This window comes from Mycobacterium bulgaricum (assembly GCF_041287165.2).
Classification (GTDB): Bacteria; Actinomycetota; Actinomycetes; order Mycobacteriales; family Mycobacteriaceae; genus Mycobacterium; species Mycobacterium bulgaricum.
The window spans coordinates 786,480-812,114 of the sequence record NZ_JBGGKV020000001.1 but is presented as its reverse complement, the minus strand read 5'-3'; the positions used below and the strand labels follow the sequence as shown (position 1 = coordinate 812,114).

Sequence of the window (25,635 nt, the reverse complement as noted above, 5' to 3'; positions counted from 1 at the left end):
CTAACCCACCATTCTTTCGCCGATCTGTTTCTGACGCAGTGCAATCCGCGCTCGCCAGTCTTCCGCCGAGATCTTGTTCGTTTCGTAGTAGGGCAGCGCGGCGCTGACCTTGTCGACGTCCACCAGCTCTACCGTCGGTCCGTCCGCGGCCGTCATCTCCCGAGACACCCGCTGCCAGCGGAACTGCAGGAAACCCTTGCGATGTCCGAGGGTCTCCACCCAGTTCGTCAAGCCGGGATTGCGGTCGGAGACGACGATGCGGATCATGCCGTCCGGATCCGCCTGTGCCTGAGTGCCGTTCAGTGACGTCTGATGATTGATGTAATCCAGCGAGATGTACCACAGGCTGCCGAGCTGGAACCCCAGGTAGGGCGCGTCCGTGACGGGCAGCGTGATGACGAGAGCCTGGTCTTCGGTCAGGTCGAACTGGCCGGCCGACGAATACTGCGTGGCGAGGCCGCCGGGGGTGAGCCTGGGCGACACCATCGTGTTGGGCGGGCTGTCGTTGTAGAACCACTGCGGGAACTGCAGCCACGTCTTCACGCGCTGGACGAGTTGCTTGCCGGCGACGGCGTAGCGCTTCTCGATGAGTTCCCGGGTCAGCGGTGGTGGTGCGGTGCCCGCGGTGTCGGTGCGCGCGATCGCGAACGAGCCGCGCTTGGCGGACCAGTCGTTGTAGACCTCGCGGATCACCAGCTGGGACGGTGTGTCCGGCGTGAAGCGCCACTCGAATGTGCCGTCTTCGGCGATGTCGAGCCTGCGGTCGTCGAAGGCTGTCTCGCTGTCGGGGACGACTTCGTCGGTGTACTCGCCACCGAGAAGCTGGAAGCTCACATCCGTGGTGGTTCCGCGGGTGCCGGTGACGACGTATTCATGGCCGGGTTGCACCCGGGTGCCGAAGTACATCGTGTCGGGGTTGTCGAGACCCATCTTCGTGAACGGTCCGGTACCGCTGTGGAGGAACGGGTGGTCGCGGTCGTAGTCGAACGCCACGTGCGTACATGCGGCGATACACCCGGCGAGGTACTGGAGTCCCTCGAGGAGATCCGCTTCGGACTCGATGAACGAGGCGGTGGTGACGAGGTTCTCGGCCTCGGCGATGGCGTCGGCCAATGGCTTCGCAAACACAGCGTCAAAATTAGAACGCGTTCTACCAGGAGTCAATATATCGACCGTGTTGTTTCATATTTGGAACGAGATGGCGCTACATTCCTGCAATGGTGATGCCGATCCAGCCCACACGCGCCTCGCCGCCGACCGACCGTGTGGTCCGCATTCTGGATTTTCTTGCGAGCCGGCCTGCCGAGCGGTTCGGAGTGTCCGAGCTGGCGCGGCGCATCGGCTTGAGCAAGCCGACATGCCTCGGCATCGTGACGTCCCTCGCCGAGGCGGGATATCTCGTCCGTGATCCGGCAGACAAGACCTATCGACTCGGCCCGTCGTTGATCGCGTTGGGGCACAGGGCTCAGGAGTCGCTGCGGGTCAGCCCGGCCACACGCGAACAACTACGTCGGCTTTCGGCCCGATTCGATGCCGCCGCGGCACTGTCGGCGGTGGTCGACGACCGCATCACGCTGCTCGATCTGGTTGCCCCCGCCGGCGCGCAGCCGGGGGTCGAGGTGGGCCAGAGCTATCCCTTCGCCCCGCCGGTGGGCCTGATGTTCGTGCTGTGGGATGACGAGGCAGAGCGCAATTGGCTTGCGCGACAACCGACTCTGCCACTGCGGACGGACACGGCTCGATTGCGTCGGGTGACTGCGCGCTGCCGCGCGGACGGCTACCTGGTGGAACGACTGACTCCGGGAGGCCGGAGGCTGTACTCGTTGATGGCAGGTATGCCGACCACGTTGCCCGACGAGTTGCGCGCCCTGCTGAGCGAGTTGGTGTCCGACATCGGCGAAAGGGTCTATCTGCGCGGTGAGACTCCGAGCCGCAGGCGTACCGACATCAGTGTCATCTCCGCTCCGGTGTTCGACCACTATCGACGCCAGGTGATGGTCACCTCGATGCATATCGGCAAAGCGTTGACCGACAACGAAATAAGCGTGCGGGCCCGTGCCGTCGTCGAGACAGCCGATGCGGTCACGGCACACCTCGGCGGCGAGAGGCCCGCGTTCTAGGGCCGCGTCGAAACCAGGTCCGCGCACTGGGCGGCGGGCTGGGCGTCGGCGACGGAATCGACGATTGCCACAGCCCCGAAAACGAGCACGCCCCGTCGAACAATCCGAAAGGGCCGAGGCAAGAAGGGCGCTGAATCAGGACGTGCTGGCCAGTGCGAACGGCAACACTTGCTGGGCACCGGCCGCGCGTACCGCCCGGGCGGCCATCGTCAGTGTCCATCCGCTGTCGGCCATATCGTCGACCAGCAGCACGGGTCCGCCGCCCGCCGTGACCACGGCGGGATCAGGTGTCGAGAACGACCGGTCGAGTGCGGCCACCCGGTACGCCGAGTTCGCTGCCGTCACCGGCCGCCGATCCGGCGCGTACCGCAGCACCCCGAGGTCGGTGAGCCGACCCAGCTCGGCGAGCTTGCGGGCCAGCGAGGTGATCAATGCGGGGTGGCGGTCCGAATCCACCGCCATGACGGCAGTCGGCCGGGTCTCCCAATCCCACGAGGCGAGGACTTTTACCGCGGCCTGGACGACGTCGTCGGACACTTCTGCGTCGTCAGCGTCCAGCAGGGCGCGCAGGCGTGCACCCCAACCCAGGTCGGTGAGCCGCCCGATGACGCGTCCCGGGGCGGGCCCGTCGGTGATCTTGCCGGTGAGGTCGAGCCCGAGTTTGCCGAGCCCGGTCGGCCACTGCTTCCGCGGCGCGAGGGCGACGCCCGGTCTCATCAGCCGATGCCGGGAATCTTCGGCCACCGCAGCGTCGACGTCGCCGGAATACCTTGCCCCCGAGCAGTTATCGCACCGGCCGCACTTCTCGTCGTCGCCCAGTTCGGGGTCGTCGAGTTGTACGCGCAGAAACGCCATCCGGCACGTGCTGGTGGACTGATAGTCCAGCATCGCCTGCTGCTCGCGCTTGCGGGCCTCGTCGAGGGTGCGATAGCGCTGTTCGTCGTAGCCCCATGGCTGCCCGGTGGCGATCCAGCCTCCCTTGACGCGGCGCACCGCCCCGTCGACATCGAGCACCTTGAGCACCATCTCCAAGCGCGACCGGTTGAGGTCCACGAGAGGTTCCAGCGCGGCCGTCGATTGCGGCCGCTCGGCGTCGAGAGCATCAATTACGTTGCGCACCATGGCTTCAGAGGGGAAGGCCACCGATGCGAAGTACCGCCACACGTCCTGGTCCTCGCGGCCGGGGAGCAGCACCACCTCCGCGCTGGGGGTCGACCGACCCGCGCGTCCGACCTGTTGGTAGTACGCGATGGGTGACGAAGGCGCCCCCAGGTGGACGACGAAGCCGAGGTCGGGCTTGTCGAAACCCATGCCGAGAGCGGACGTGGCGATGAGCGCCTTGACCCGGTTGGCAAGCAGATCAGCCTCCAACTGCTCGCGTTCGGCCGCCTCGGTGGCCCCTGTGTAGGACGCGACCTTGTGCCCCTGTTCAGCAAGCAGCGTGGCCACGTCGTTGGCCTGCGCCACCGTCAGCGTGTAGACGATCCCGGAGCCCGGCAGCGAATCCAGATGTGCGACAAGCCATGCCGCGCGTTGAGCAGGGTTGCCGGCTTTGACGACAGACAGCCGTAGCGACTCCCGGTCCAGGCCTCCGCGCAGCACCAGGGTGTCCGAATCGCCGCCGACCCCGAGCTGCGCGGCGACGTCGGCAACCACTCGGTCGTTGGCGGTCGCGGTAGTTGCGAGCACCGGCACGTCGGCACCGAGATCGGCGACCAGCGTACGGATCCTGCGGTAGTCGGGGCGGAAGTCGTGGCCCCAGTCGGAGACGCAGTGCGCCTCGTCGACGACGACAAGGCCGGCGTCGTCGGCGAGCGCGGGCAGCACCTCGTCACGGAAGTCCGGATTGTTCAGGCGTTCCGGGCTGACCAGCAGGACGTCGAGTTCACCACGGCGCACACGGTCGTGGATCTCCGCCCAGTCCGCCACATTGCTGGAGTTGATCGTCGCTGCGTGCACGCCGGCGCGGTCGGCGGCCGCGACCTGGTTCCGCATCAGGGCCAGCAGCGGCGACACGATGACCGTCGGCCCGTGCCCCTCGGCGCGCAGCAGCTTGGCCGAGATGAAGTAGACGGCCGACTTGCCCCAACCGGTGCGCTGCACGACGAGCGCGCGACGCCGGTGCACGACGAGCGCTTCGATCGCCGTCCACTGGTCATCGCGCAGGACGGCGTCCGGGCCCGCCAGTTGTTCCAGGATCGCCTGTGCGTCAGCTCGCGTGGCCGTCATGGCCACCATCGTGCCGGGTGGGTCCGACGGGTCAGGAGTTGGCGGCTTCTTGTTCGCGTTTGATTTCCAGGGCGATGTCGATGAGTTGGTCTTCCTGGCCGCCGATGAGTTTGCGTTGTCCGGCGCGGTGGAGCAGTTTGTGCGCAGGCACTCCGTAGCGCTCGGACTGGCGGATGGCGTGTTTGAGGAAGCTCGAATACACCCCCGAGTAGCCCATGATCAAAGCGTTGCGATCCAGCAGACACTCCGCCGGCATCGCCGGGGCGACGACCTCCTCTGCGGCGTCGGCGATGTCGAAGAAATCGATCCCGGTCTTGACACCGATCTTGTCGAACACCCCGATCAACGCCTCCACCGGCGCGTTACCCGCCCCTGCACCGAAGCGGCGGCAGGACCCGTCGATCTGCTTGGCACCCGCACGGACCGCCTCGATGCTGTTGGCCACCCCCAAACCCAGGTTCTCGTGACCATGGAAACCCACCTGGGCGTCATCGCCGAGCTCGGCCACCAACGCCGCGACCCGATCACGCACCCCTTCGAGCACCAGGGCACCGGCGGAGTCCACGACGTAGACGCACTGACATCCCGCATCAGCCATGATGCGGGCCTGGGCGGCGAGCTTCTCCGGGGAGATGGTGTGGCTCATCATCAAAAAGCCCACCGTCTCCAGCCCGAGCTCGCGAGCGAGCCCGAAATGCTGGATCGACACATCAGCCTCGGTGCAGTGCGTCGCGATGCGGCAGATCGACCCGCCGTTGTTCTGGGCCTCCTTGATGTCTTCCTTGGTGCCCACCCCCGGCAGCATCAGGAACGCGATCTTGGACTCGGTGGCCGTCTCAGCGGCCAGCTTGATCAGCTCCTGCTCGGGGGTCTTCGAGAAGCCGTAGTTGAAGCTCGACCCGCCCAAACCGTCACCGTGGGTCACCTCGATCACCGGCACCCCGGCCGCATCCAGCGCCGCCACGATTGAGCCGACCTCGTCCTTGGTGAACTGATGACGTTTGTGATGGCTCCCGTCGCGCAGCGACGTGTCGGTCATCCGCACATCCCAGATCGGGTTGAAGTAGACGCCTTCGGTACTCATGCGTGGCCCCCAGTCGTGGCTGCCAGGATTTCCTTGGCGACCTCTTCACCGACCTTCGTCGCGGCCGCGGTCATGATGTCCAGGTTTCCCGCATACGGCGGCAGATAGTCCCCCGCCCCTTCGACCTCTACGAATGTCGTCACGAGGTGGTTGCCGCCGTTGACCACCGACGGCTCGTCGAACTGCGGCTCGTTGAGCAACCGGTAGCCGGGCACATAGGTCTGCACCTCAGCGACCACCTCCTTGATCGACGCCGTGATCGCGGCGTGATCGGCATCCTCGGGGATCGCGCAGAAGATGGTGTCGCGCATGATCATCGGCGGCTCCGCCGGATTCAAAATGCTGATCGCCTTACCCTGCCGGGCACCGCCGATATCGCGCACACCGGCACTGGTGGTCTTGGTGAACTCATCGATGTTGGCCCGCGTCCCCGGCCCCGCCGACGCCGAGGACACCGACGCCACGATCTCGGCATACGGCACGTCCACGACGCGACTCACGGCGTACACCATCGGGATCGTGGCCTGCCCCCCGCAGGTCACCATGTTCACATTCGGGGCATCCAGATGCGCCCGCAGATTCGCCGGCGGGATCACCCCGGGCCCCACCGCGGCCGGGGTCAGATCGATCGCCCGGATACCGGCCTCGGCATAGCGCGGTGCCGCATCACGGTGCACATAAGCACTCGTGGCCTCGAACACCAGATCAGGCTTCTCGTCACGGGCCAGCAGCCAGTCCACCCCCTCATGGGAGGTCTCCAGGCCGAGCTTGCGGGCCCGGGCCAAACCTTCGCTGTCAGGGTCGATCCCGATCATCCACCGCGGCTCCAGCCATTCCGAGCGCAACAACTTGTACAACAAATCGGTACTGATGTTGCCCGACCCCACGATGGCCACAGTGGCCTTGTTGTCAGCCATAAGCCGGCTCCTATTCGAAATCCAGTCGTACTGAACCTAACCCGGCGAAGTCGGCAACGAAACGGCTGCCCGGGGGTGCATCTATCGCACGCGTGCACGACCCCGGCAACACGATGTCACCGGCTTTGAGGCGCACGCCGAAACCCTCCACCTTGCGCGCCAGCCACGCCACCGCGGTCACCGGATTGCCCAGCACCGCATCACTGCGCCCCTCGGCAACCACCTCACCGTTGTTGGTCAACACCGCATCGATGCTCTTGATGTCGATATCTTTCGGCGAAACCCGCGCCTGGCCCAACACCCAGCCCGCCGAGCTCGCGTTGTCGGCGATCGTGTCGCACAACTTGATCTGCCAATTCGTGATCCGGGTATCGATGAGCTCGATCGCCGGCGCGAACGCCGCCGTCGCAGCCAACACGTCATCCTCGGTACAGCCCGCACCCGGCAGATCATCCGAGAGGATGAAGCCCACCTCGACCTCCACCCGCGGATACAGGAACCGACCCGACTCGACCGGCTGATCCTCGAAAACCTCCATCTCCGCCAGCAGGTGCCCGTAATCAGGTTCGTCGACGCCCATCATCTTCTGCATCGCCTCCGACGACAGACCCACCTTGTGACCGATCACCCGAGCACCCTCAGCCACCCGCTGACGGATGTTGATCAACTGGATCTCATACGCATCGACCACATCGATATCAGGATGACCATCGGTCAACGGCGCGACCGGAACCCGGCTGCGCTCCGCCTCAGCCAGATCTGCAGCCAACTTCTCGCGCACCTCAACGGGCAGCATTTTGTGAAGTCCCCTCGTTCCGTCGACCGGCACAGTTGTTAGTCGGCCGGGCAATTCTATAACGTGTTCTACATGACGCAGCAGGAGTACGACGTCGTCGTGGTGGGCAGCGGAGCTGCCGGCATGGTCGCCGCCCTCACCGCGGCCCACCAGGGCCTCTCGACAGTAGTCGTTGAGAAGGCGCCGCACTATGGCGGTTCGACGGCACGATCGGGCGGCGGCGTATGGATCCCGAACAACGAAGTGCTCCAGCGCGACGGGGTCAAGGACACTCCCGAGGCGGCCCGTACCTACCTGCACGCGATCATCGGCGACGTCGTGCCGGCCGAGAAGATCGACACGTACCTCAGGCGTGGCCCCGAAATGCTGTCGTTCGTGTTGAAGCACTCCCCGCTCAAGCTGTGCTGGGTGCCCAACTACTCCGACTACTATCCGGAGACACCGGGCGGAAAGCCCTCCGGGCGTTCTGTGGAACCAAAGCCGTTCAACGCCCGCAAGCTCGGCCCCGATGAGAAGGGCCTTGAGCCGCCGTACGGCAAAGTGCCGTTGAACATGGTGGTGATGCAGCAGGACTACGTGCGTCTCAACCAACTCAAGCGCCATCCGCGAGGCCTCCTGCGCAGCCTCAAGGTGGGGGTGCGCTCCGTGTGGGCGAACGCCACCCGCAAGAACCTGGTCGGCATGGGCCGTGCGCTCATCGCGCCGCTGCGGATCGGCCTGCAGCAGGCCGGCGTCCCGGTGCTGCTGAACACCGCGATGACCGACCTCTACGTCGAGGACGGTGTGGTGCGTGGCATCTACGTTGTCGATGCCCGCGATTCCGCTGATGCTGAGCCACAACTGATCCGAGCCCGGCGGGGTGTCATCCTCGGCAGCGGCGGCTTCGAGCACAACGAGCAGATGCGGGTGAAGTACCAGCGGGCCCCCATCACCACGGAGTGGACCGTCGGCGCTGTAGCCAACACCGGTGACGGGATCCTGGCCGCCGAAAAGCTCGGCGCCGCACTCGATGTCATGGAAGACGCCTGGTGGGGCCCGACGGTCCCGCTCGTCGACTCTCCGTGGTTCGCGTTGTCGGAGCGCAACTCCCCCGGCTCGATCATCGTCAACATGGCGGGCAAGCGGTTCATGAACGAGTCCATGCCGTACGTCGAGGCCTGCCATCACATGTACGGCGGCCAGTACGGCCAGGGCCCCGGGCCGGGCGAGAACATCCCGGCCTGGCTGGTCTTCGATCAGCAGTACCGGGATCGATACATCTTCGCGGGACTGCAGCCGGGACAACGCATTCCGAAAAAGTGGTTGGAGTCCGGCGTCATCGTCAAGGCAGACACGCTCGACGAACTGGCCGAGAAGACCGGCCTTCCCGCAGACGCGTTCAAGGCGACTGTCGAACGGTTCAACGGTTTCGCACGTTCCGGCGTCGACGAGGACTTCAAGCGCGGCCAAAGCGCTTACGACCGCTACTACGGCGACCCCACCAATAAGCCGAACCCCAACCTGGGCGAGATCGCCAACGGGCCGTTCTACGCCGCCAAGATGGTGCCCGGCGATCTCGGCACGAAGGGCGGCATCGTCACCGACATCCAGGGCCGCGCGCTGCGCGACGACGGCTCGATCATCGAAGGTCTCTATGCCGCAGGCAATGTGAGCGCCCCCGTGATGGGTCACACCTATCCCGGCCCGGGCGGCACGATCGGGCCGGCGATGACGTTCGGATATCTGGCGGCATTGCACCTGGCAGGAAAGGAATAGGCGTGCCCATCAATCTCGACGAGGCCATCGGCGCGGAGCTTCCCCCGGTCGAATTTGCTTGGAGCAGTAGCGATATCCAGCTCTACCACCTGGGCCTCGGCGCAGGCGCCGATCCGATGGACAAGGCAGAGCTGCGCTACCTCACCGATGGCACGCCACAGGTGCTACCCACCTTCGGCAACGTGGCGCAGAGCTTCCACATGACAGAGCCCCCGGCGGTGAAATTCCCCGGCATCGACATCGAGCTCAGCAAGGTGCTGCATGCCAGCGAGGCCGTGACCGTTCCGGGTCCGATCCCCGCGGCGGGCACGGGCATCGCAGTCACCCGGTTCACCGAGATCTGGGACAAGGGCAAGGCTGCCGTCATCTGGTCGGAGACCGAGGTCAAAGATCCGGACGGCACCTTGCTGTGGACACAGAAGCGGTCCATCTTCGCACGCGGTGAGGGTGGTTTCGGTGGTGACCGAGGGCCGTCCGGCTCCTCGGCCGCCCCGGACCGCGCCCCCGACCACGAGCTGTCGGTGCCCACCTCGCCGCAGCAGGCGCTGCTGTACCGGATGTGCGGGGATCGCAATCCGCTGCACTCAGATCCGGACTTCGCATCGGCCGCCGGCTTCCCCCGCCCGATCCTGCACGGACTCTGCACCTACGGCATGACCTGTAAAGCGTTGGTGGACAATCTGCTCGACGGCGACGTCAGCGGTCTGAAGTCCTACGGGGCAAGGATGGCCGGCGTCGTGTTCCCGGGTGAGACGCTGAAGGTCAGCGTGTGGAAGAGCGACGGAGCCTACATGGCCACGGTGACCGCACCGGAGCGCGACGACGCCGTAGCGCTGGCCGGCGTGGAATTCGTTCCCGCCTGACCGGATCTACTTGCAGAGCTCGGTGATCGTGTTGGATGTCGCCTGCGCGTCGTTCATCCGATTGATCTGATTGGGGTCATCGCCCGGGGCACCTGCGAGCTGACCCATCCCGATGTATTCCAGATTGTTGGCGAAAGACCGTACCGCGTCGGCCAGATCATCCGGCACCTCGCCGTCGAGCCGCGACAACAGGAACTGCCCGCCGCCCAGAGTGGCGAGTCGTGCGTTCGCCGCGACAGCCTGAGTCGCCACCGGATCCGGACCGAGATTGGCGTTGGTCTGCAGTGACACCGCATTACGAACGAGCGTGAAAGCGCTGCAGACGCGGGTCTTGGGGTCGGTGGACTGATCGGCGGTCGCCGCCGAGGTCTCGGTGGTGGGCGACGGAGCGCTCACCACAGCGAAGATCGCAACGCCGAGGGCCGCGAGTGCGACCACCAGGGCGGCGATGACGAGTTGACCGGTAAGACGCGATGACGCTGCAGATTCCGACACGGGCGCGATCATACCGGCAAAGTGCCGGCGAAAATCCTCTCCCACCAAAGCCTTTGATCGCACAAACGAACAGCGGGCCCACCGGCAATGCCGGTGGACCCGCCGTCGAACTGACTAATTCCTAGTCGGAGGCGTCCGCACCTGAGGGAGCGCTGGAGGGCGATCCGTCGTTGCCGTCGTCGCCGTCGGAACCGATGACCCCTCGGGATCCGCCGGCGCCACCGATGCCACCCGTGGCGGTTCCGGTGCCTCCGGGCTCGACCGCGCCGTCGCCGCCGTCACCGCCGTTGCCGCCATTGCCGACGATTCCGGCGTCGCCGCCCTTCCCGCCGTTGCCGCCCTTGCCATTGCCGCTGCCAGCGGGGTCGCCTTCCTCATCGGGAACGCCACCGGTGCCGTCGCCACCCTTGCCGCCGGAACCGCCGTTGCCGCTGCCGGAGGACTCGCCGCCGTTGCCGCCCTTGCCGCCGGTCGCATTGCCGTCCAGGGATTCGGCCAGGCCGCCTTCGCCACCCTTGCCGCCGTTGCCGTTGAACGTCTCGCCGCCGGTGCCGCCATCGCCGCCCTTGGCGTCGGCATCGCCGTAGCCGAGGCCGGATCCACCCCAACCGCCCTCGGCTCCGTCGCCGATGCCGTCGTTGCCGCCGCCGGTGCCGCCGTTGCCGCCGGTGCCGATCTCGCCGTCCTCTTCGGCGATGCCGTCACCGCCGTCACCGCCGACGCCGGCGTCGCCGTACGTCGAGTCGCCACCGTTGCCGCCGCGACCGCCACCGGCACTGCCGTTGACGGATTCGGCGTCTCCGCCTCGGCCACCCGAGCCGGCCTGGCCGAAGTGGCTGCCGCCGCCATCGCCGCCACGGCCACCGAACGCGTTGTTCTTGTCGTCCTCATCGGCTGGGGTCGCAGGGTCATTGGTGAAGTTGCTGTCGTTGAAGTCGTCGCCGCCTCGACCGCCGTTGCCGCCGGTGCCGAACAGCCCGCTGTGACCGCCGTTGCCACCGGCCTGGGCCGCCGTCTTCAGAGAGCCATCGGCGTTGTACACGGCGTCCGCGCCGACTCCGCCGTTCCCACCGTTACCGAACCAGAACCCGGCGTTGCCGCCGTCGCCACCGTTGGCGCCCGCGCCACCGTTGCCCCAGAGCAGACCGCCGTCGCCACCGTTGCAGGCGTCGCCCGTGCAGTCAGCGGCCGCATCGATGCCGTTGCCGATCAGCCAGCCGCCAGGACCGATGATCGGCCGGAACGCCGGGTTCGCGCTCGCGGTGTCGAAGATGAGCGCCGACGACGTCGAAGCGGCCTCTTTGCGATCGCTGCCGCCGTTGAGCGACAGGAACAGCAGTTCTTCTTCGTTCGAGACGAGTTGCACCTGAATTTCGGTGGGTGCCTGAGCATCGTCGATCAGCGTCAGCGCGCCGACGCCTGCCAGTGCCGCCCCCGCGACACCCGCCGTGATACCGGCGCCGAGATACGTGCGGATTGCCGCCGAGCGATCGCTCTTCTTGGCGTGCCTTGCCATTGTCGTGCCCCCTGAGAAGGTAGTGATGTCGGGTGGAGTCGCCCGAGCATCTACGCCAGGCAACGCGTAGACAGTCTTACCAGAGCGACGGCCATATTGTCGGGTTTTGCTGGACCCTATTTCAAGGGTTCACCTGATAGCCGCTTCCTGCTAGCAGTCAAGGGCGATCGATCAGGCGAATCCGCGTCCTGGGCGAGTGCCCAGCGTTTCGTCATTTGTATCGTCCACCACAGTGGCCACAGGTCAGCTGCGTAAACGAGCGCGGCGTTAGGCAGACCTCAGTCCAATGGCGCGGACGCAGACGCGATGTGGCGTGCGGGCCGAAGACAATCGCGGCTGCGCCGCGGCACAAGATTTTGTTGCGTTTGCTACGGAACGAGCGAATTTTCGCCGCCCCGGCAACGTTGTCGTCGCACATGAAAATGGCGCTCTGTGCCAGCAACCTGCCCCGATCGCCTTGATGCCACCTGTTCAGCAACCACGGGAACCCGCTTCCAGAACGCTGCATCCGCGCTGGTCAAGGCGGAGAGCGTGTGCTGCCACCTGTATCAAGGTCAGACACCGGACTGAGCGCCCCCAGGAAGCTGTTACGTTGCTTGAGGGGAAAACCTCGCTGCTCGCTCACCGAAACCAGGAGGAAAGCGCGTGAAAATCAAGCCCGCACTGGCTGCTGTCACCACCGCGGCGGCCGCCGCAGTGGCGCTCGCCGGAGCATCCGTCGCCTCGGCCGAAACCGAGACACAGTGGCTCGGACAGCCAGGCGAGATCGTCAACGGCAACGTCGTCCAGCATTGGACGGTCAGTCATCTGAAGCCCAGCTCCGACGTCATTCCGTACCAGCCCGTCGGCACCCTGTGGGAAGCCACTGCCAGCGACGAGGCGATCTCGGGCAGCGTGACGCCCATTGTGTCGAATCTCAACGCCCGCGCCAAGAACGGCGACACCTACCGCGTGCTCTTCGGCGTCGCGACCGCCCAGGGCGTGAACCCCTCAACCCTGGCAGAGGGCCAGAAGACCTCGGGCAAGATCTACTTCGACGTCACGGGCGAGGCTCCCGACAGCGTCTTCTACAGCAACGGCGAGGGTGAGCAGCTGCTGTGGCTCGAAGCTCCGCCCGCACCGGCGGCCACCGGGTCCGGCACCGGCGGATCCACGTCGTACAACACCGGAACCAGTCCGTCATCGTCTGCGGAGTCCGAGACCACCACGACGGAGACCCCGGGGGCCACCCCCGCCTCGGCGACGCCGACCCCGGCGCCGGCCACTCCGACGGCGGTGCCTGCGGGCAGCGCAGGCACGCCGCTGCCGGAGGGCAGCTCGGGCACACCGCTGCCCGCGGGCAGTGCGGGCACGCCGCTGCCTGAGGGCAGCGCCGGCACCCCGCTCCCGGAGGGCGCCGCCCCCGCGGAGGCCATGCCCGCTCCGGTTCCTGCCGCCGTGGCTCCCGCACCGCAAGGTAGCGCCGGAACCCCGTTGCCTCAGGGCGCCGCCCCGGCGGCCGAGGCGCCCGCTGGAAGTGCCGGTACACCGGCGCAGCCCGCACCGGCTCCCGGCGCTCCCACGACCACGGTCGTGGTGCCCGCACCGCCTGCCTGACGCTCGATCGACGCATCCGTGCCGCCTGCCGAAAGCAGGCGGCACGGTTCGTTTCAGGAGTGCGAACTCCACCAGGTATAGAGCTGAACCATGTTAGGCCCCTGCGGACCCGACTGGACCTCGCTGACCATCAGATCGGCCTCGGTCGTCCAGGACACGGTGGGCTTGCTCTGCTGGAACCCGCACACCAACGTGCCTGCCACCTGCTCAGGCGTGGCGTTACGGCGCCACGGCCCGGGTGACTGGATGTTGCCGGGGCAGTCAACCACCGACGTCGTGCCGATGACGCCGTCGAACAGTTCCTTGAGGGAGTCGTCGTCGCCGGCCAGCGTGTAGGTCGCCGTCAAGGGCCCGCCCGGATCGGCGTTCTTGGTGCAACTGACTTGTGCCAGTGCACCTTCCACCGGGGCGACAGCTTCGCACGAACCTTCCGGGTAGCCGGGCGGCAGCATGCCCAGCAGACGCGCCTCTGCCTCCTGCTGAGATTCGGCCGCCGTCGTGCTCGTGGTGGCGGCTGCCGAATCGTCTCCGGTGTCGGACGACGGCCAGAAGACCCACGCGAGGACGACGAGGACGACAACAGCCGCAGCGGCCGCGGCCGCCACCACGACGGGCTTGCGATCCCGGTGCACCGGGCGGGGATTCACCGACATCGGCGCCTCATAGCGAGACTCCCGCTGACCGGTCTGCGGCGGACGCACCTCGCCGACGTGGAGCGGCCCGGTGTCCTCGTCGTCGGGATGCGGTTGGCGGGAGGTCATTTGGTAAAGGGTAGTTGGCCGGCCGTGACCATTGTGCGAGGCGCACCTCACACGCTCGGTCGCCGCCGGGCGTTCACCCCAGGATCAGACCCGACGTCGGCACGCCGGTGCCCGCGGTGACCAGCACGTGCTCAACGTCCGGCACCTGGTTCACCGAGGTGCCGCGCAACTGGCGCACACCTTCGGCGATGCCGTTCATACCGTGGATGTACGCCTCGCCGAGTTGCCCGCCGTGCGTGTTGATCGGGAGCTTGCCCCCCAGCTCGATGGCACCGCCCGCGATGAAGTCCTTTGCTTCGCCCTTCCCACAGAACCCGAGTTCTTCGAGCTGGATCAGCGTGTAAGGAGTGAAGTGGTCGTAGAGGATCGCCGTCTGGATGTCGGCCGGGGTCAGGCCGCTCTGCCCCCACAGCTGCGAGCCCACCAGGCCCATCTCGGGCAGCCCGAGTTCCTCGCGGTAGTAGGAGTACATCGTGAACTGGTCGGCGCCGGCGGCCTGTGCCGCGGCCTCGATGGTCGCAGGACGGTGCTTCAGGTCCTTGGCACGTTCGGGTGTGGTGACCACGATCGCCACGCCGCCATCGGTTTCCTGGCAGCAATCCAGCAGACGAAGCGGTTCGGCGATCCACCGCGAGTTCTGGTGATCCTCGATCGTGATCGGCTTGCCGTAGAAGTGCGCCTTCGGATTGTTCGCCGCGTGCTTACGGTCGGCGACCGACACCGCACCGAAATCCGCACTGGTCGCGCCGTATTCGTGCATGTAGCGCTGCGCGATCATCGCCACCGAGGCTGCCGGGGTGCTCAGGCCGTGCGGATAGGACCAGCTGTACTCGACGCCACGGGAATCGGCGTTGACCGTGAGCCCCGTCATCACCTGGCCGAAGCGGAACTCTGACCGCTCGTTGAACGCACGGTAGGCGACGACGACCTCGGCGACACCGGTCGCGACCGCCAGGGCCGCCTGCTGCACCGTCGCTGCCGCCGCACCGCCGCCGTAACCGATCTGACTGAAGAACTTCAGGTCACCGATTCCGGTCGCGCGTGCGACAGCGGTCTCCAGATTGGAGTCCATCGTGAATGTGACGAGGCCGTCGACATCGGCGGGTTTCAGGCCCGCATCGTCGAGCGCATCGAGGACAGCCTCAGCGGCCAGCCGAAGCTCGCTGCGGCCGGAGTTCTTCGAGAAATCAGTGGCGCCGATCCCGACGATCGCCGACTTGCCGGACAGCCCGGTCGTCATGCGTTTCCTCCGAAAGTGATGGTGGCCGTCGCGATCACGTGATTACCGAGACTGTTGCTGCCCGTGATCCTCAGCGTCACGAGCCCATCGTCGACGGCCGTCACCTCGCCGGTGAACGTCACGGTGTCGTAGGCGTACCACGGCACCCCGAGTCGCAAGCCGATCGTCTTGATGAGGGCGGTCGGGCCGGCCCAGTCGGTGATGTAGCGCTGCACCAGACCGGTATCGGTCAGGATGTTGACGAAGATGTCCTTGGACCCCTTGGCCTGGGCCTTGTCCCGGTCGTGGTGGACATCCTGGTAATCGCGGGTGGCGATGGCGGTCGACACGATGAACGTCGGGTCGCCGTAGAGCTTGAGCTCGGGCAGTCTGGTGCCCACCTCGTGCGACGGGACTGCGGGTGCGCTCATGATCGCGGCTCCCACGCGTACAGCGTCCATGCCGGACTGATGTCACTGTCAGGAAAGTCGATATAGGTTGCGCGCACGGGCATTCCGATCTGCACAGAGTCTGGATCCACACCGCGGAGCTCACCGAGCATCCGGACGCCTTCTTCGAGTTCGACCAGCGCGATGACGAACGGCAGAGTGCGGCCCGGCACCTTCGGCGCATGGTGGACGACGTAGCTGAATACCGTGCCTTCTCCGCTGGACACGACGTAGTCGGCGGGCGCCTCTTTGTCGGCCCAGACTGCGGGGACCGGCGGGTGCTGCAGGGTCCCGTCGGGGCGCTTCTGGATACGCAGTTCGTGTGCGTTGACGCCGTCCCAGAAGAACTTCGTGTCCCGCGACGATGCGGGCCGCATCAGCTTGTCCGGATCGAGGTCTTCGGGCACGGTGGTTACGGCTTCTGCCTGACCCTTGTCGGCGGGCCGGAACTTCATGATGCGCCAGTTCATCTCGGCGACCAGCTCGTCGTCGGCGGTGGTCCACGTGATGAGCTGGTTGATGAAGTAGCCCTCGCCGAGCGCGGTCTGCTTCGGTCCGACCACGTCGGTGATCTCGGCGTGGATGGCGAGCTCCTCGCCCGGCTGCAGATAGCGGTGGTACGTCTGCTCGCAGTTGGTGGCGACAACGCCGACGTAGCCCGCGTCGTCGAAAAGCGCCATCATCTTCGACAGCGGGTCGTCGTCGGAACGTCCTTCGCCGAGTCCACCCATGGTCCACACCTGGATCATCGCCGGCGGCGCGACGATGCCGGGATGGCCTGCCGCCTTCGCGGCTTCGGTGTCGACGTAGATGGGGTTCCTGTCGCCGATGGCATCCACCCAGTGGTGAATCATCGGCTGATTCACGGGATCTCGACCACGGCGCGGCTCGCTCCTGCCCTCGGCCTTGATCCTGTCGATACCCGGCTGCAGGTCCGTCATCTGGGTCCTCTGCTCTTCGCGCAAGCGCTCATCTGGGTCCTCTGCTCTTCGCGCAAGCGCTCATCTGGGTCCTCTGCTCTTCGCGCAAGCGCTCATCGCGGAACCCTCGGCACCTTCAGACCCGACGCCGCGATCATTTCCCGCATCACTTCGTTCACGCCTCCGCCGAAGGTGATGACCAGATTGCGCTTAGTCATCTTGTCCAGCCAGTCGAGCAGCTCACCGGTTTCGGGGTCCGCGGGGTTGCCGAACCTGCCGACGATTTCCTCGGCGAGCCGTCCGACCTCTTGAATGCGTTCGGTGGAAAAGACTTTCGTCGCGGCCGCGTCGGCGACGGCGATGGTCTCGCCGGCGGCGGCCACCTGCCAGTTCAGCAATTCGTTCACCCGCCAGATCGCCTTGATCTGCCCGAGCAGTCGCTTCACGTCGTCGTGTTCGATCGGCGTCACGCCGTCCGAGCCTGGTTTGGACGCCCAGGCGTGCACCTGGTCGTAGATGCCCGCGACACGGCCGGCTGGGCCGAGCCCGACGCGCTCGTGGTTGAGCTGCGTGGTGATGAGCTTCCAGCCGCCGTTCTCCTCGCCGACGAGCATGTCGGCAGGCACCCGCACGTCGTTGTAGTACGACGCGTTGGTGTGATGAGCACCGTCGGACAGGATGATCGGCGTCCAGGAGTAGCCGGGGTCCTTGGTGTCGACGATCAGAATCGAGATGCCCTTGTGCTTGGCGGCTTCCGGATCGGTGCGGCACGCGAGCCAGATGTAGTCGGCATCGTGGGCGCCGGTGGTCCACATCTTCTGGCCGTTCACGATGTATTCATCACCGTGGCGGACCGCGGTGGTGCGCAGCGACGCGAGGTCGGTACCGGCTTCGGGCTCGGAGTAGCCGATCGCGAAATGGATGTCACCGGAGAGGATTCCGGGCAGGAACTTCTTCTTCTGCTCGTCGGTGCCGTACACCTGCAGCGTCGGGCCCACCGTCTGCAACGTCACCAGCGGCAGGGGCACGTCGGCGCGGTTGGCCTCGTTGACGAAGATCTGCTGCTCCACCGGCCCGAAGCCCAGGCCGCCGTACTCTTTGGGCCAGCCGACACCGAGCTTGCCGTCCGATCCCATGCGCTTGATCACCGCGCGGTAGGCCTCGTTGTGCCGGTTCGACTCCATCGCCGCCGCCTCTTCGGGCGTGATCAGCGTCGAAAAGTACTGCCGCAGTTCGGCTTGCAGCTGCCGCTGCTCAGGGGTCAGTTCGATGTACATGTTTACGCTCCCACCAGATCCAGCCGGTGTGTAGGACCACCGAGCACCCGGGTCAGGTCTTTGATCGACGAGTAGTAGCGATCCATCGGGTAGGTGATGTCCATGCCCATACCGCCGTGCAGGTGGTGGCACAGCCGCATCGCCGGAGCCGCCTGCGAGCTCAGCCAGTACCCGAGAACGGCGAGATCGTCCTCGGCGTCGAGCCCTTCCGAGAGCAGCCACACCGCCGACGTCGACAGCAGCGAGATCGTGCGGGACGCGATGTAGACGTCGGACAGCTGTGCCGCGACCGTCTGGAACGTCGACAGCGGCCTGCCGAACTGCTCCCGGGTGGCGACGTAGTCCGCGGTCAGGCGCAGCGCGCCGGCCACCAGGCCCGCCGCGAACGCTCCGATCGCTGCGAGGGCGAGCTGATTCACCCTGTGCACCGTCGCGTCCTTGAGCACATCGTCGTCACCGACCGCGACGTCGGCGAACGTCACCACGTACTCGTCGGATCCATTGGCCGCCGGCGTTTTCGCGACGGTCACCCCGTCTGCCTGCGCCGACACCACCGCGACGCCCGAGTCGGTGGTCACCACGAGCCAATCCGCCTGCTCGGCGTAACCCACCGCGAGCTTGGTGCCGTTGAGCTTGCCGTCGGCCAGGGAAGTCGAAGGACGCTCGGGGAGCTGCGAACCGGGCTCGTTGAGCGCCAGTGTCAGGACCGCGCCCTTGCCCACACCGGCCAGGAACCGGTCCTGCTGCGCATCGGCGGCGAGGTCGAGCAGGACCGCCGTAGCGCCGAGCGTGACGAGCGCGGGGCTGATCGTGCCGTGCCTGCCGATCTCGGTGAGAGCGGTCGCGATCTCGGCGATGCCCACACCGTCACCACCGAGCCGCTCTGGTACCGCCAGCGCCGTCACGCCGCCGGAAACCAGTGCCTCCCAGCTATTGTCACGATCGAGCACAGACGTCACCACATCGGCGACAGCCTGCTGCCCCTCGTCTGGACTGAAGTCCACCGACTCCTCCTTGAGTCTCTCGTGCGTCAGTGCTGGACGGGGCAACCCGTACCCGTGTAGTCGACCTGCCAGTGCTTGATTCCGTTGAGCCACCCCGACTTCAGCCGCTCCGGCTCGCCGATCGGCTTGAGGTCGGGCATCGCGTCGGCGACGGCGTTGAAGATCAAGTTGATCGTCATCTTGGCCAGGTTGGCCCCGATGCAGTAGTGCGCGCCGGTGCCACCGAAACCGACGTGCGGATTGGGGCTGCGCATGACGTCGAACGAGTGCGGGTTCTCGAAGACCTCTTCGTCGAAGTTGGCCGAGCGGTACGACATCACGACCCGCTCACCCTTCTTGATCGTCACGCCGCTCAGCTCGGTGTCCTCGAGCGCGGTGCGCTGGAACGCCGACACCGGAGTGGCCCATCGGACGATCTCGTCCGCGGCGGTCTCCGGACGTTCCTTCTTGTACAGCTCCCACTGCTCGGGATGCTGCATGAACCCGATCATCCCGTGGGTGATCGAGTTGCGGGTGGTCTCGTTGCCGGCGACCGCCAGCATGACGACGAAGAAGCCGAACTCGTCGTCGGAGAGCTTCTCTCCGTCGATGTCGGCCTCGATCAGCTTCGTCACGATGTCCTCGGTGGGGTTCTTCGCCCGCTCCTCGGCCATCTTCATCGCGTAGGTGATCAGCTCGAACGAGGACATGGCCGGGTCGATGTCGGCGTACTCAGGATCCTCACCAGCGGTCATCTCGTTGGACCAGCGGAAGATCTTGTCGCGATCGTCCTGGGGCACCCCGAGCAACTCCGCGATGGCCTGAAGAGGAAGCTCGCACGACACCTGCTCGACGAAGTCGCCGGTGCCGGCGGCCGCAGCCGTCTCGGCGATCCTCTTGGCGCGGGCCCGCAGTTCGTCCTCCAGACGGCCGACGGCACGCGGGGTGAAACCGCGGGAGATGATCTTGCGCAGGCGGGTGTGCTGCGGCGCGTCCATGTTCAGCAACACCGCCTTCTGCAGGTCGATCGCGGAGCGTTCCATCCCCTGGGGCCACACCGGGATCGCACCGTCGGGCGAGCTGCCGAAGATGTCGCTGCGCTTGGACACTTCCTTGACGTCGGCGTGCTTGGTGACCAACCAATAGCCTTTGTCACCGAAGCCTCCCGTCCCACCAGGCACGTCAACCCAGTGGATAGGCTCGGACTTGCGCAGTTCGGCGAGCTCCTCGACCGGCAGGCGCTCGAGGTTCAGGGTCGCGTCGAGGAAATCGAAGTCGGGGGCAACGGGGCACGAGTTGGGGCCAGGCATAAAAAAGCTCTCCTCAATTGCAACGTGTTCTAGTGCCAGTAAAACATGGCTTCTGCGCAGATCAAAGGTGTGGGGGCATCGCAGCTTGTCAGGCTTATGAAACGTGTTCTAGCCTGACGGAATGGGTAACCCTGTCATCGTCGAAGCCACCCGCAGCCCCATCGGCAAGCGCAATGGTTGGCTGTCCGGTCTGCACGCCACCGAGCTTCTCGGCGCGACCCAGAAGGCGCTCGTCGACAAGGCTGGGCTCGATTCTGGGTTCACAGCAGACCAGGTGGAGCAGGTCATCGGCGGCTGCGTCACCCAGTTCGGCGAGCAGTCCAACAACATCACCCGCGTGGGCTGGCTGGTGGCCGGCCTGCCGGAGCATGTCGGCGCGACGACGATCGACTGCCAGTGCGGCAGCGGACAGCAGGCCAACGGACTCATCGCGGGCCTGATCGCCACCGGTGCCATCGACGTCGGCATCGCGTGCGGCGTCGAAGCCATGAGCCGCGTCGGCCTCGGCGCCAACGCCGGCCCCGACCGCAGCATCATCCGGCCGTCGTCGTGGGACATCGACCTACCCGACCAGTTCACCGCGGCCGAGCGCATCGCCAAGCGGCGCGGTATCAGCCGCGAAGACATCGACCAGTTCGGGTTCGAGTCCCAGCTGAAGGCCAAGCAGGCGTGGGCCGAGGGCCGCTTCGAGCGCGAGATCAGTGGCATCGAAGCGCCGGTGCTCGACGAGAACAAGCAGCCCACCAGCGAACGCCACATCGTCAGCAAGGACCAGGGTCTGCGCGACACCACGCTCGAGGGGTTGGCGTCGCTCAAGCCCGTCCTCGACGGCGGCATCCACACCGCGGGAACCTCGTCGCAGATCTCCGACGGCGCCGCCGCGGTGCTGTGGATGGACGAAGACAAGGCCAAAGCGCTGGGATTGAAGCCGCGTGCCCGCATCGTCAGCCAGGCGCTCGTCGGCGCCGAGCCGTACTACCACCTCGACGGTCCTGTTCAGTCGACGGCGAAGGTGCTGGAGAAGGCCGGTATGAAGATCGGCGACATCGACATCACCGAGATCAACGAGGCGTTCGCGTCGGTCGTGCTGTCCTGGGCCCGCGTGCACGAGCCCGACATGGCCACCGTCAACGTCAACGGCGGCGCCATCGCGCTCGGCCACCCGGTCGGAAGCACCGGCAGCCGGTTGATCACGACCGCGCTGCACGAACTGGAGCGCACCGACAAGACGACTGCGCTGATCACGATGTGCGCGGGCGGCGCTCTGTCCACCGGCACTATCATCGAGCGGATCTAGCGGCGGTGGCCATCCCCGACTCCGAACGCATCGCCGCGGCACAGGCCTACATCAGCGCGCTCGCGAGCCATCGGGCCGACGACGTGCCGTTCGCGCCCGGTTGCACGCGGGTCGAGATCGGAGTGAAGACGGGATTCTCCGGAAACCACCTGCGCCGCAGCCTGAACAACGGCCTGCAGTACAAGGTGATCAAGGCTGTGACGACGCCGGAGTTCACAGTCGACGGTGACACGGTGCGGGCACGGTTCGAGTTGTCGACCAAGCCGAAGCTGGCGGGCCGCAGCGTGGGGGCCCGCATCGACGAGACGTTCCTGATCCCGGCCAATGACCCTTCAGGACGAGCGCAGATCCACCACATCAACGCGTCCATCCGCCCGTTTCTCGCCCGATAGGATTCCCCGCATGGTCGAGAGCCCAAAGCCCCCGAAACCGCTGAGCCCCAAGCAGGTCGAAGGCCTCAACTCCAAGGCGGTCGGGACCGGCATCAAGTGGATGTCGAAGTTGAACACCTGGGCGTACAAGGCGACCGGCGGGCGGCTCGGAGCGAAGTGGCGCGGCGGGTCCAATCGCTTCTCGGCGCCACCGCCGGTCGGGATTCTGACGACGATCGGGCGCAAGTCCGGCGAGCCACGTGAGAGCCCCCTGCTGTTCCTGCGCGAGGGCAATCGCATCGTCCTGGTCGCGTCGCAGGGTGGACGTGCCACCAATCCGATGTGGTACCTGAACATCCAGGCCAACCCGGCAGTCACTTTCCAGTACAAGAGCGAGAAGTTGAAACTCGTCGCCCGGGACGCCACCGACGCCGAGCGCGACCAGTACTGGCCCAAGCTGGACGCGATCTACCCCGACTTCCAGAACTACCGCTCCTACACCGACCGCAAGATTCCGATCCTGATCTGCGATCCGGCCTAGCGTTAGACCTCGGGCCAGCAAACCGTCGACTAGGCTCGGCGCATGGGCGCCAGCGGGCAACCGGCTCACGCGCGAATCGGAGTCGCCGTCACGACAGTCGGACGCTGGGAGGCGCTACGAGACCTCCTCGGCGACCTCGCCGCGCAGTCGCAGCGTCCCCACGTCGTGGGCATCGCACATCACGACGCCGCGCAATCCGCCGCCTTGGACGCTGTCATCGCACCGTTTAGCGACACCTTGCACATCCGCACCGTGGTCAGCCCGCGCGGTATCTCGAACGGGCGCAACGCCGCGGCCGAGGCGATCGGCGACGATGTCGAGTGGCTGTGGTTCCCCAACGACACCAGTCGTGTCGACGGCGATTTCTTGGAACGGATCGGTCAGCATTGCGCGCCACCGACGACCGTCGTGGCCGTGCAACTCGTCGACAGGGAAGGGCCCAGAAACCCGCTGCCGGCCCCCGGAACGGAGCCGACCCGCCGCACGGTGTGGGGGGCAATGGAGCCGGCGACGGTATTCAGGCGCGACGCATTCCAGGCGGTCGGCGGCTGGAATCTCGCACTCGGATCCGGGGCCGACACGCCGTGGCAATCCGGGGAAGGCCCGGATCTGCTGCTGCGGATGGCAGACCGCGGAGACATGTCGGTCGCGTGGGTGGGCGACATCGTCGTGCACGCGCAGACGGAGTTCGCCCACTTGCCGCCGGACGAGCGCCGCCGCAAACAGCGCAGCTACGGACGCGGCGCCGGATACGTTCTGCGCACGTGGGATTACCCGCTGTGGTACAAGGCCGCTCACCTGGTCGCCGCCGCCCTGATGCCGCTCCGTAACCCGAAGAAGTTCGGGATCGGCGAGGGCTGGGCCCTGCTGGTGGGCCGGACCGAAGGCGTCCTGGGGCGGACCTTCTCTAGCAAGGGCGGCAATCAGGCAATTCTGCGATGACGCACGGGCGCAGAGGAATTACTCGCCTGCTGTCAGTTGCATTGCTAGGGTTCGCCACCCTGTCGTGCGGGACGCCCACCCCCGCGGTCGACATCGGGATGACCGTGCACTCACGTGGCGCCGACAGCGATGCCATCAAGCGCCAATTCGAGGTGATGGCCGCGATGGACGTGACCTGGGTCAGGGTGGACATCGATTGGTCGTCGGTGGAAAGCCAACGCGGACAGTTTGACTGGTCCTACCCCGACATGGTCGTCGACGAAGCCGAGGCCCAGGGGATGAAGGTGCTGGCGGTCGTGTCGTTCACGCCGGAATGGGCGCGTCCGTCCACCCCGGGTGACAACGTCGAGGCACGTCGATCCCGGCCCGAAAACCTGTCGGAGTGGGCAGATTTCGCGCGCACGACCGCCGAACGGTACGCACCCCGCGGGGTGCACAGCTGGGAGATTTGGAACGAGCCCAACACCACCAACTTCTGGCCGCCGCGCCCGGACATCAACGAATACGGAACGCTGTTTTGGGTTGCCGCGGATGCAATCCGGGAGGTCGATCCGGACGCCACGATCCTCATCGGGGGCCTCGGCCCCAAATTCGAGGAGCCGGATGCCGAGATTCCGCCCACCGACTACCTTGAGCAGCTGTATGCCAACGGGGCCGCCAAACGGGCCGACGGCGTCGCGGCGCATCCGTACAGCTTTCCCGCGCTTCCGATGGAGGACCCGCAGCGGATGATCGGCGGATTCAAAGACCTGCCCGCGCTGCGTGCGGTGATGGAACGCCACGGAGATGAGGCGAAGAAGATCTGGATCACCGAGTTCGGTGCGCCGACAGGCGATGGGCCGCATGCGGTTTCCGAAGATGACCAGGCGACCGCGCTACTGGAGGCCAGAAGACAGGCCGCTGAGTGGGACTGGGTCGGGCCGTTGATCTATTACGAATTGGTGGACGGTGGGCCGGATCTCGGCGACACCGAGCAGAACTTCGGTGTGCTCCACGAAGACCTCAGCCCGAAACCGGCCGCAGACGCGCTGATCGAATCCGCTACCGGCTGAGACGATCACGCCCTGGCGAGTTCATCCGCCACGGCTTCGGCACCCGGGCGCAGGGATGAGCTCGCCTGCCGCGTCATGACGTGGGTCCAACCGCGGGTCGCAAGGGCGGCACGGTCGCCGTCGTCGGTGCCGTACCTGCGCAGCAGCGGTACAAGGGTGCTCGCGTCGTACGGGTCGAAGTAGTCCGCACCGTCACCGCACGTCTCCCGCAGTGCCGCGATGTCAGACGCGAGGACACCGGTGTGCGAGGCCATGGCTTCGATGGGCGGGAGCCCAGCCCCCTCGTGCAGTGACGGCATGACGAGCAGGTCCGCGCCGGCCACCAACGCGCGCAGGACGGCGAAGTCGAGACGACCCATCACCTGCACGCGACCCCCCAGCCGGGCTGCGAGCGCACCCACGCGGTCGTCACCGTCTCGCAGCGCCTCACCGCTGCCGGCGATCACCAGCTTTTGCGGAATCTCCTGCGCCACTTGTCCATACGCGGTGAGCAGCAGCGGCAGATTCTTGTGCCACTTGGTGTTTCCGACATAGAGGATGTACTGGCCTCGCACCGGGGCGAGGCTTGGATCCGCGGGGGTGAACCATTCGTCGTCGACCGGAATCGGCGTGACCATGACCGGTGCCGACGACGCCATCTTCGTCAACGAGGCGGCGGTGGCCAGCGACGGCGTGAAGATCTTGCGGGAACGGCGAACGTCCAGGTTGAGCATCATGCGGGCATACGCCTGACGCGCCCGATTGTGGCCACTCACTTCCTGTTTCATCACGTGGAGGGTGTCGTGCACCGTGACGAACAACAGGGTCTTGCGATTCGCAGGCGCCAGCGACGCAAACGGGAACGGGTAATGGGGGACCCAGAAGCCGCGCGGCCGAACAGCGCTCAGCGCGCGTTTCCACGACCGCTGCTCGGCCGGCGAATACATCGGGGCCACCTCGGGTTCGGAGATGACGACCGAACTCTCCCGCAGTGACGGCGTGGCGTGTTCGTTGACCAGGACCGCCAACGTCATCCCCCGGTCTGCGAACACGTCCTCCAGATGCGGTAGCAACGTGCCGATGTAGGTGCCGATGCCGCTCTGGCGGATGTGACGGACGTCGAAGAGCAGGTCGACCCGCCTGTCCGTGGCCGAGCCAGCCAT

Annotated in this window: 24 protein-coding genes; 9 read left to right on the top strand and 15 right to left on the bottom strand. The window is 66.3% G+C overall.

Going from position 1 to position 25,635, the window contains the following annotated elements; translation table 11 throughout:
* Window positions 1–1,128, bottom strand: coding sequence for a hypothetical protein (locus tag ACAG24_RS03980; RefSeq protein WP_370471370.1), 1,128 nt, complete (start codon window positions 1,126–1,128; stop codon window positions 1–3).
* A gap of 89 nt (window positions 1,129–1,217) precedes the next feature.
* On the opposite strand from ACAG24_RS03980, the gene ACAG24_RS03975 reads away from it, so the two are divergent.
* Window positions 1,218–2,120 carry an IclR family transcriptional regulator gene (locus ACAG24_RS03975; protein ID WP_370471369.1) on the top strand — a complete coding sequence of 301 codons (903 nt, stop codon included), beginning with the start codon at window positions 1,218–1,220 and terminating at the stop codon, window positions 2,118–2,120.
* A gap of 135 nt (window positions 2,121–2,255) precedes the next feature.
* On the opposite strand, the gene ACAG24_RS03970 is transcribed toward ACAG24_RS03975, so the two are convergent.
* Genes ACAG24_RS03970 through ACAG24_RS03955 form a run of 4 tightly spaced genes read right to left on the bottom strand, consistent with a single transcriptional unit; the run spans window position 2,256 to window position 7,146 of the window.
* Window positions 2,256–4,349, bottom strand: a complete 2,094-nt coding sequence (locus ACAG24_RS03970) for a RecQ family ATP-dependent DNA helicase (protein WP_370471368.1) — start codon at window positions 4,347–4,349, stop codon at window positions 2,256–2,258.
* A gap of 31 nt (window positions 4,350–4,380) precedes the next feature.
* Complete coding sequence (dmpG, locus tag ACAG24_RS03965; RefSeq protein ID WP_370471367.1) at window positions 4,381–5,433, bottom strand: 4-hydroxy-2-oxovalerate aldolase; 1,053 nt, start codon at window positions 5,431–5,433, stop codon at window positions 4,381–4,383.
* Complete coding sequence (locus ACAG24_RS03960) at window positions 5,430–6,350, bottom strand: acetaldehyde dehydrogenase (acetylating) (protein ID WP_370471366.1); 921 nt, start codon at window positions 6,348–6,350, stop codon at window positions 5,430–5,432. The genes dmpG and ACAG24_RS03960 overlap by 4 nt, the downstream gene beginning before the upstream one ends.
* Before the next feature lie 10 nt (window positions 6,351–6,360).
* A complete protein-coding gene (locus ACAG24_RS03955) occupies window positions 6,361–7,146 on the bottom strand; it encodes a 2-keto-4-pentenoate hydratase (RefSeq protein ID WP_370471365.1) in 786 nt (261 codons plus the stop codon).
* A gap of 72 nt (window positions 7,147–7,218) precedes the next feature.
* Between ACAG24_RS03955 and kstD the strand changes: the two genes are divergently transcribed.
* Together kstD and chsH3 are read left to right on the top strand one after the other, a co-directional pair.
* The gene (gene kstD / locus ACAG24_RS03950; protein WP_370471364.1) at window positions 7,219–8,901 is read left to right on the top strand and encodes a 3-oxosteroid 1-dehydrogenase; all 1,683 of its coding nucleotides are present in this window, start codon (window positions 7,219–7,221) and stop codon (window positions 8,899–8,901) included.
* A gap of 2 nt (window positions 8,902–8,903) precedes the next feature.
* Complete coding sequence (gene chsH3, locus ACAG24_RS03945; RefSeq protein ID WP_370471363.1) at window positions 8,904–9,764, top strand: enoyl-CoA hydratase ChsH3; 861 nt, start codon at window positions 8,904–8,906, stop codon at window positions 9,762–9,764.
* A 6-nt stretch (window positions 9,765–9,770) separates the two neighbouring features.
* Here the strand turns inward: chsH3 and ACAG24_RS03940 are convergent, their stop codons facing one another.
* Window positions 9,771–10,259 (bottom strand): hypothetical protein, encoded by a 489-nt coding sequence (locus ACAG24_RS03940; RefSeq protein ID WP_370471362.1) that lies wholly within the window; start codon window positions 10,257–10,259, stop codon window positions 9,771–9,773.
* A 121-nt stretch (window positions 10,260–10,380) separates the two neighbouring features.
* The gene (locus ACAG24_RS03935) at window positions 10,381–11,775 is read right to left on the bottom strand and encodes a hypothetical protein (protein ID WP_370471361.1); all 1,395 of its coding nucleotides are present in this window, start codon (window positions 11,773–11,775) and stop codon (window positions 10,381–10,383) included.
* Between the two features lie 645 nt (window positions 11,776–12,420).
* Between ACAG24_RS03935 and ACAG24_RS03930 the strand changes: the two genes are divergently transcribed.
* Window positions 12,421–13,371 (top strand): MPT63 family protein, encoded by a 951-nt coding sequence (locus ACAG24_RS03930; RefSeq protein ID WP_370471360.1) that lies wholly within the window; start codon window positions 12,421–12,423, stop codon window positions 13,369–13,371.
* Between the two features lie 53 nt (window positions 13,372–13,424).
* On the opposite strand, the gene ACAG24_RS03925 is transcribed toward ACAG24_RS03930, so the two are convergent.
* From ACAG24_RS03925 to ACAG24_RS03895, 7 genes are all read right to left on the bottom strand, one after another.
* Window positions 13,425–14,132, bottom strand: a complete 708-nt coding sequence (locus tag ACAG24_RS03925; protein ID WP_370471359.1) for a hypothetical protein — start codon at window positions 14,130–14,132, stop codon at window positions 13,425–13,427.
* Window positions 14,133–14,205: 73 nt separating this feature from the next.
* The gene (gene ltp2, locus ACAG24_RS03920; RefSeq protein ID WP_370471358.1) at window positions 14,206–15,372 is read right to left on the bottom strand and encodes a 17-hydroxy-3-oxo-4-pregnene-20-carboxyl-CoA lyase; all 1,167 of its coding nucleotides are present in this window, start codon (window positions 15,370–15,372) and stop codon (window positions 14,206–14,208) included.
* Window positions 15,369–15,782 (bottom strand): MaoC family dehydratase, encoded by a 414-nt coding sequence (locus ACAG24_RS03915; protein ID WP_370471357.1) that lies wholly within the window; start codon window positions 15,780–15,782, stop codon window positions 15,369–15,371. Before ACAG24_RS03915 ends, ltp2 begins: the two co-directional genes overlap by 4 nt.
* Window positions 15,779–16,741, bottom strand: coding sequence for a bifunctional MaoC family dehydratase N-terminal/OB-fold nucleic acid binding domain-containing protein (locus ACAG24_RS03910; protein WP_370471356.1), 963 nt, complete (start codon window positions 16,739–16,741; stop codon window positions 15,779–15,781). The genes ACAG24_RS03915 and ACAG24_RS03910 overlap by 4 nt, the downstream gene beginning before the upstream one ends.
* Window positions 16,742–16,833: 92 nt before the next feature.
* Window positions 16,834–17,997 carry an acyl-CoA dehydrogenase FadE29 gene (fadE29, locus tag ACAG24_RS03905; RefSeq protein ID WP_370471355.1) on the bottom strand — a complete coding sequence of 388 codons (1,164 nt, stop codon included), beginning with the start codon at window positions 17,995–17,997 and terminating at the stop codon, window positions 16,834–16,836.
* A 2-nt stretch (window positions 17,998–17,999) separates the two neighbouring features.
* On the bottom strand, window positions 18,000–19,001 hold the full coding sequence (locus ACAG24_RS03900) for an acyl-CoA dehydrogenase family protein (RefSeq protein ID WP_370471354.1): 1,002 nt from the start codon (window positions 18,999–19,001) through the stop codon (window positions 18,000–18,002).
* Window positions 19,002–19,027: 26 nt separating this feature from the next.
* On the bottom strand, window positions 19,028–20,290 hold the full coding sequence (locus ACAG24_RS03895; RefSeq protein ID WP_370471353.1) for a cytochrome P450: 1,263 nt from the start codon (window positions 20,288–20,290) through the stop codon (window positions 19,028–19,030).
* A gap of 121 nt (window positions 20,291–20,411) precedes the next feature.
* On the opposite strand from ACAG24_RS03895, the gene ACAG24_RS03890 reads away from it, so the two are divergent.
* The 5 genes from ACAG24_RS03890 (at window position 20,412) to ACAG24_RS03870 (ending at window position 24,493) form a co-directional block, all read left to right on the top strand.
* The gene (locus ACAG24_RS03890; RefSeq protein WP_370471352.1) at window positions 20,412–21,587 is read left to right on the top strand and encodes a steroid 3-ketoacyl-CoA thiolase; all 1,176 of its coding nucleotides are present in this window, start codon (window positions 20,412–20,414) and stop codon (window positions 21,585–21,587) included.
* 5 nt (window positions 21,588–21,592) lie between these two features.
* A complete protein-coding gene (locus ACAG24_RS03885) occupies window positions 21,593–21,979 on the top strand; it encodes a DUF8021 domain-containing protein (protein WP_370471351.1) in 387 nt (128 codons plus the stop codon).
* Window positions 21,980–21,989: 10 nt separating this feature from the next.
* A complete protein-coding gene (locus tag ACAG24_RS03880; RefSeq protein ID WP_370471350.1) occupies window positions 21,990–22,499 on the top strand; it encodes a nitroreductase family deazaflavin-dependent oxidoreductase in 510 nt (169 codons plus the stop codon).
* 42 nt (window positions 22,500–22,541) lie between these two features.
* Window positions 22,542–23,441, top strand: coding sequence for a glycosyltransferase family 2 protein (locus ACAG24_RS03875; RefSeq protein WP_370471349.1), 900 nt, complete (start codon window positions 22,542–22,544; stop codon window positions 23,439–23,441).
* Window positions 23,442–23,539: 98 nt separating this feature from the next.
* On the top strand, window positions 23,540–24,493 hold the full coding sequence (locus ACAG24_RS03870; protein WP_370471348.1) for a GH39 family glycosyl hydrolase: 954 nt from the start codon (window positions 23,540–23,542) through the stop codon (window positions 24,491–24,493).
* 5 nt (window positions 24,494–24,498) lie between these two features.
* Here ACAG24_RS03870 and ACAG24_RS03865 read toward each other — a convergent pair whose 3' ends face one another.
* Complete coding sequence (locus ACAG24_RS03865; RefSeq protein ID WP_370471347.1) at window positions 24,499–25,635, bottom strand: glycosyltransferase family 4 protein; 1,137 nt, start codon at window positions 25,633–25,635, stop codon at window positions 24,499–24,501.

What these genes read in the sequence shown, in the direction of transcription:
- ACAG24_RS03865 (WP_370471347.1), bottom strand. Translation starts at nt 25,635, where the DNA reads ATGGCTGGCTCGGCCACGGACAGGCGGGTCGACCTGCTCTTCGACGTC.
- ACAG24_RS03935 (WP_370471361.1), bottom strand. Translation starts at nt 11,775, where the DNA reads ATGGCAAGGCACGCCAAGAAGAGCGATCGCTCGGCGGCAATCCGCACG.
- ACAG24_RS03960 (WP_370471366.1), bottom strand. Translation starts at nt 6,350, where the DNA reads ATGGCTGACAACAAGGCCACTGTGGCCATCGTGGGGTCGGGCAACATC.
- ACAG24_RS03910 (WP_370471356.1), bottom strand. Translation starts at nt 16,741, where the DNA reads ATGACGGACCTGCAGCCGGGTATCGACAGGATCAAGGCCGAGGGCAGG.
- fadE29 (WP_370471355.1), bottom strand. Translation starts at nt 17,997, where the DNA reads ATGTACATCGAACTGACCCCTGAGCAGCGGCAGCTGCAAGCCGAACTG.
- dmpG (WP_370471367.1), bottom strand. Translation starts at nt 5,433, where the DNA reads ATGAGTACCGAAGGCGTCTACTTCAACCCGATCTGGGATGTGCGGATG.
- ACAG24_RS03925 (WP_370471359.1), bottom strand. Translation starts at nt 14,132, where the DNA reads ATGACCTCCCGCCAACCGCATCCCGACGACGAGGACACCGGGCCGCTC.
- ACAG24_RS03880 (WP_370471350.1), top strand. Translation starts at nt 21,990, where the DNA reads ATGGTCGAGAGCCCAAAGCCCCCGAAACCGCTGAGCCCCAAGCAGGTC.
- ACAG24_RS03895 (WP_370471353.1), bottom strand. Translation starts at nt 20,290, where the DNA reads ATGCCTGGCCCCAACTCGTGCCCCGTTGCCCCCGACTTCGATTTCCTC.
- ltp2 (WP_370471358.1), bottom strand. Translation starts at nt 15,372, where the DNA reads ATGACGACCGGGCTGTCCGGCAAGTCGGCGATCGTCGGGATCGGCGCC.
- ACAG24_RS03890 (WP_370471352.1), top strand. Translation starts at nt 20,412, where the DNA reads ATGGGTAACCCTGTCATCGTCGAAGCCACCCGCAGCCCCATCGGCAAG.
- ACAG24_RS03915 (WP_370471357.1), bottom strand. Translation starts at nt 15,782, where the DNA reads ATGAGCGCACCCGCAGTCCCGTCGCACGAGGTGGGCACCAGACTGCCC.
- ACAG24_RS03870 (WP_370471348.1), top strand. Translation starts at nt 23,540, where the DNA reads ATGACCGTGCACTCACGTGGCGCCGACAGCGATGCCATCAAGCGCCAA.
- ACAG24_RS03875 (WP_370471349.1), top strand. Translation starts at nt 22,542, where the DNA reads ATGGGCGCCAGCGGGCAACCGGCTCACGCGCGAATCGGAGTCGCCGTC.
- ACAG24_RS03955 (WP_370471365.1), bottom strand. Translation starts at nt 7,146, where the DNA reads ATGCTGCCCGTTGAGGTGCGCGAGAAGTTGGCTGCAGATCTGGCTGAG.
- ACAG24_RS03975 (WP_370471369.1), top strand. Translation starts at nt 1,218, where the DNA reads ATGGTGATGCCGATCCAGCCCACACGCGCCTCGCCGCCGACCGACCGT.
- ACAG24_RS03970 (WP_370471368.1), bottom strand. Translation starts at nt 4,349, where the DNA reads ATGACGGCCACGCGAGCTGACGCACAGGCGATCCTGGAACAACTGGCG.
- kstD (WP_370471364.1), top strand. Translation starts at nt 7,219, where the DNA reads ATGACGCAGCAGGAGTACGACGTCGTCGTGGTGGGCAGCGGAGCTGCC.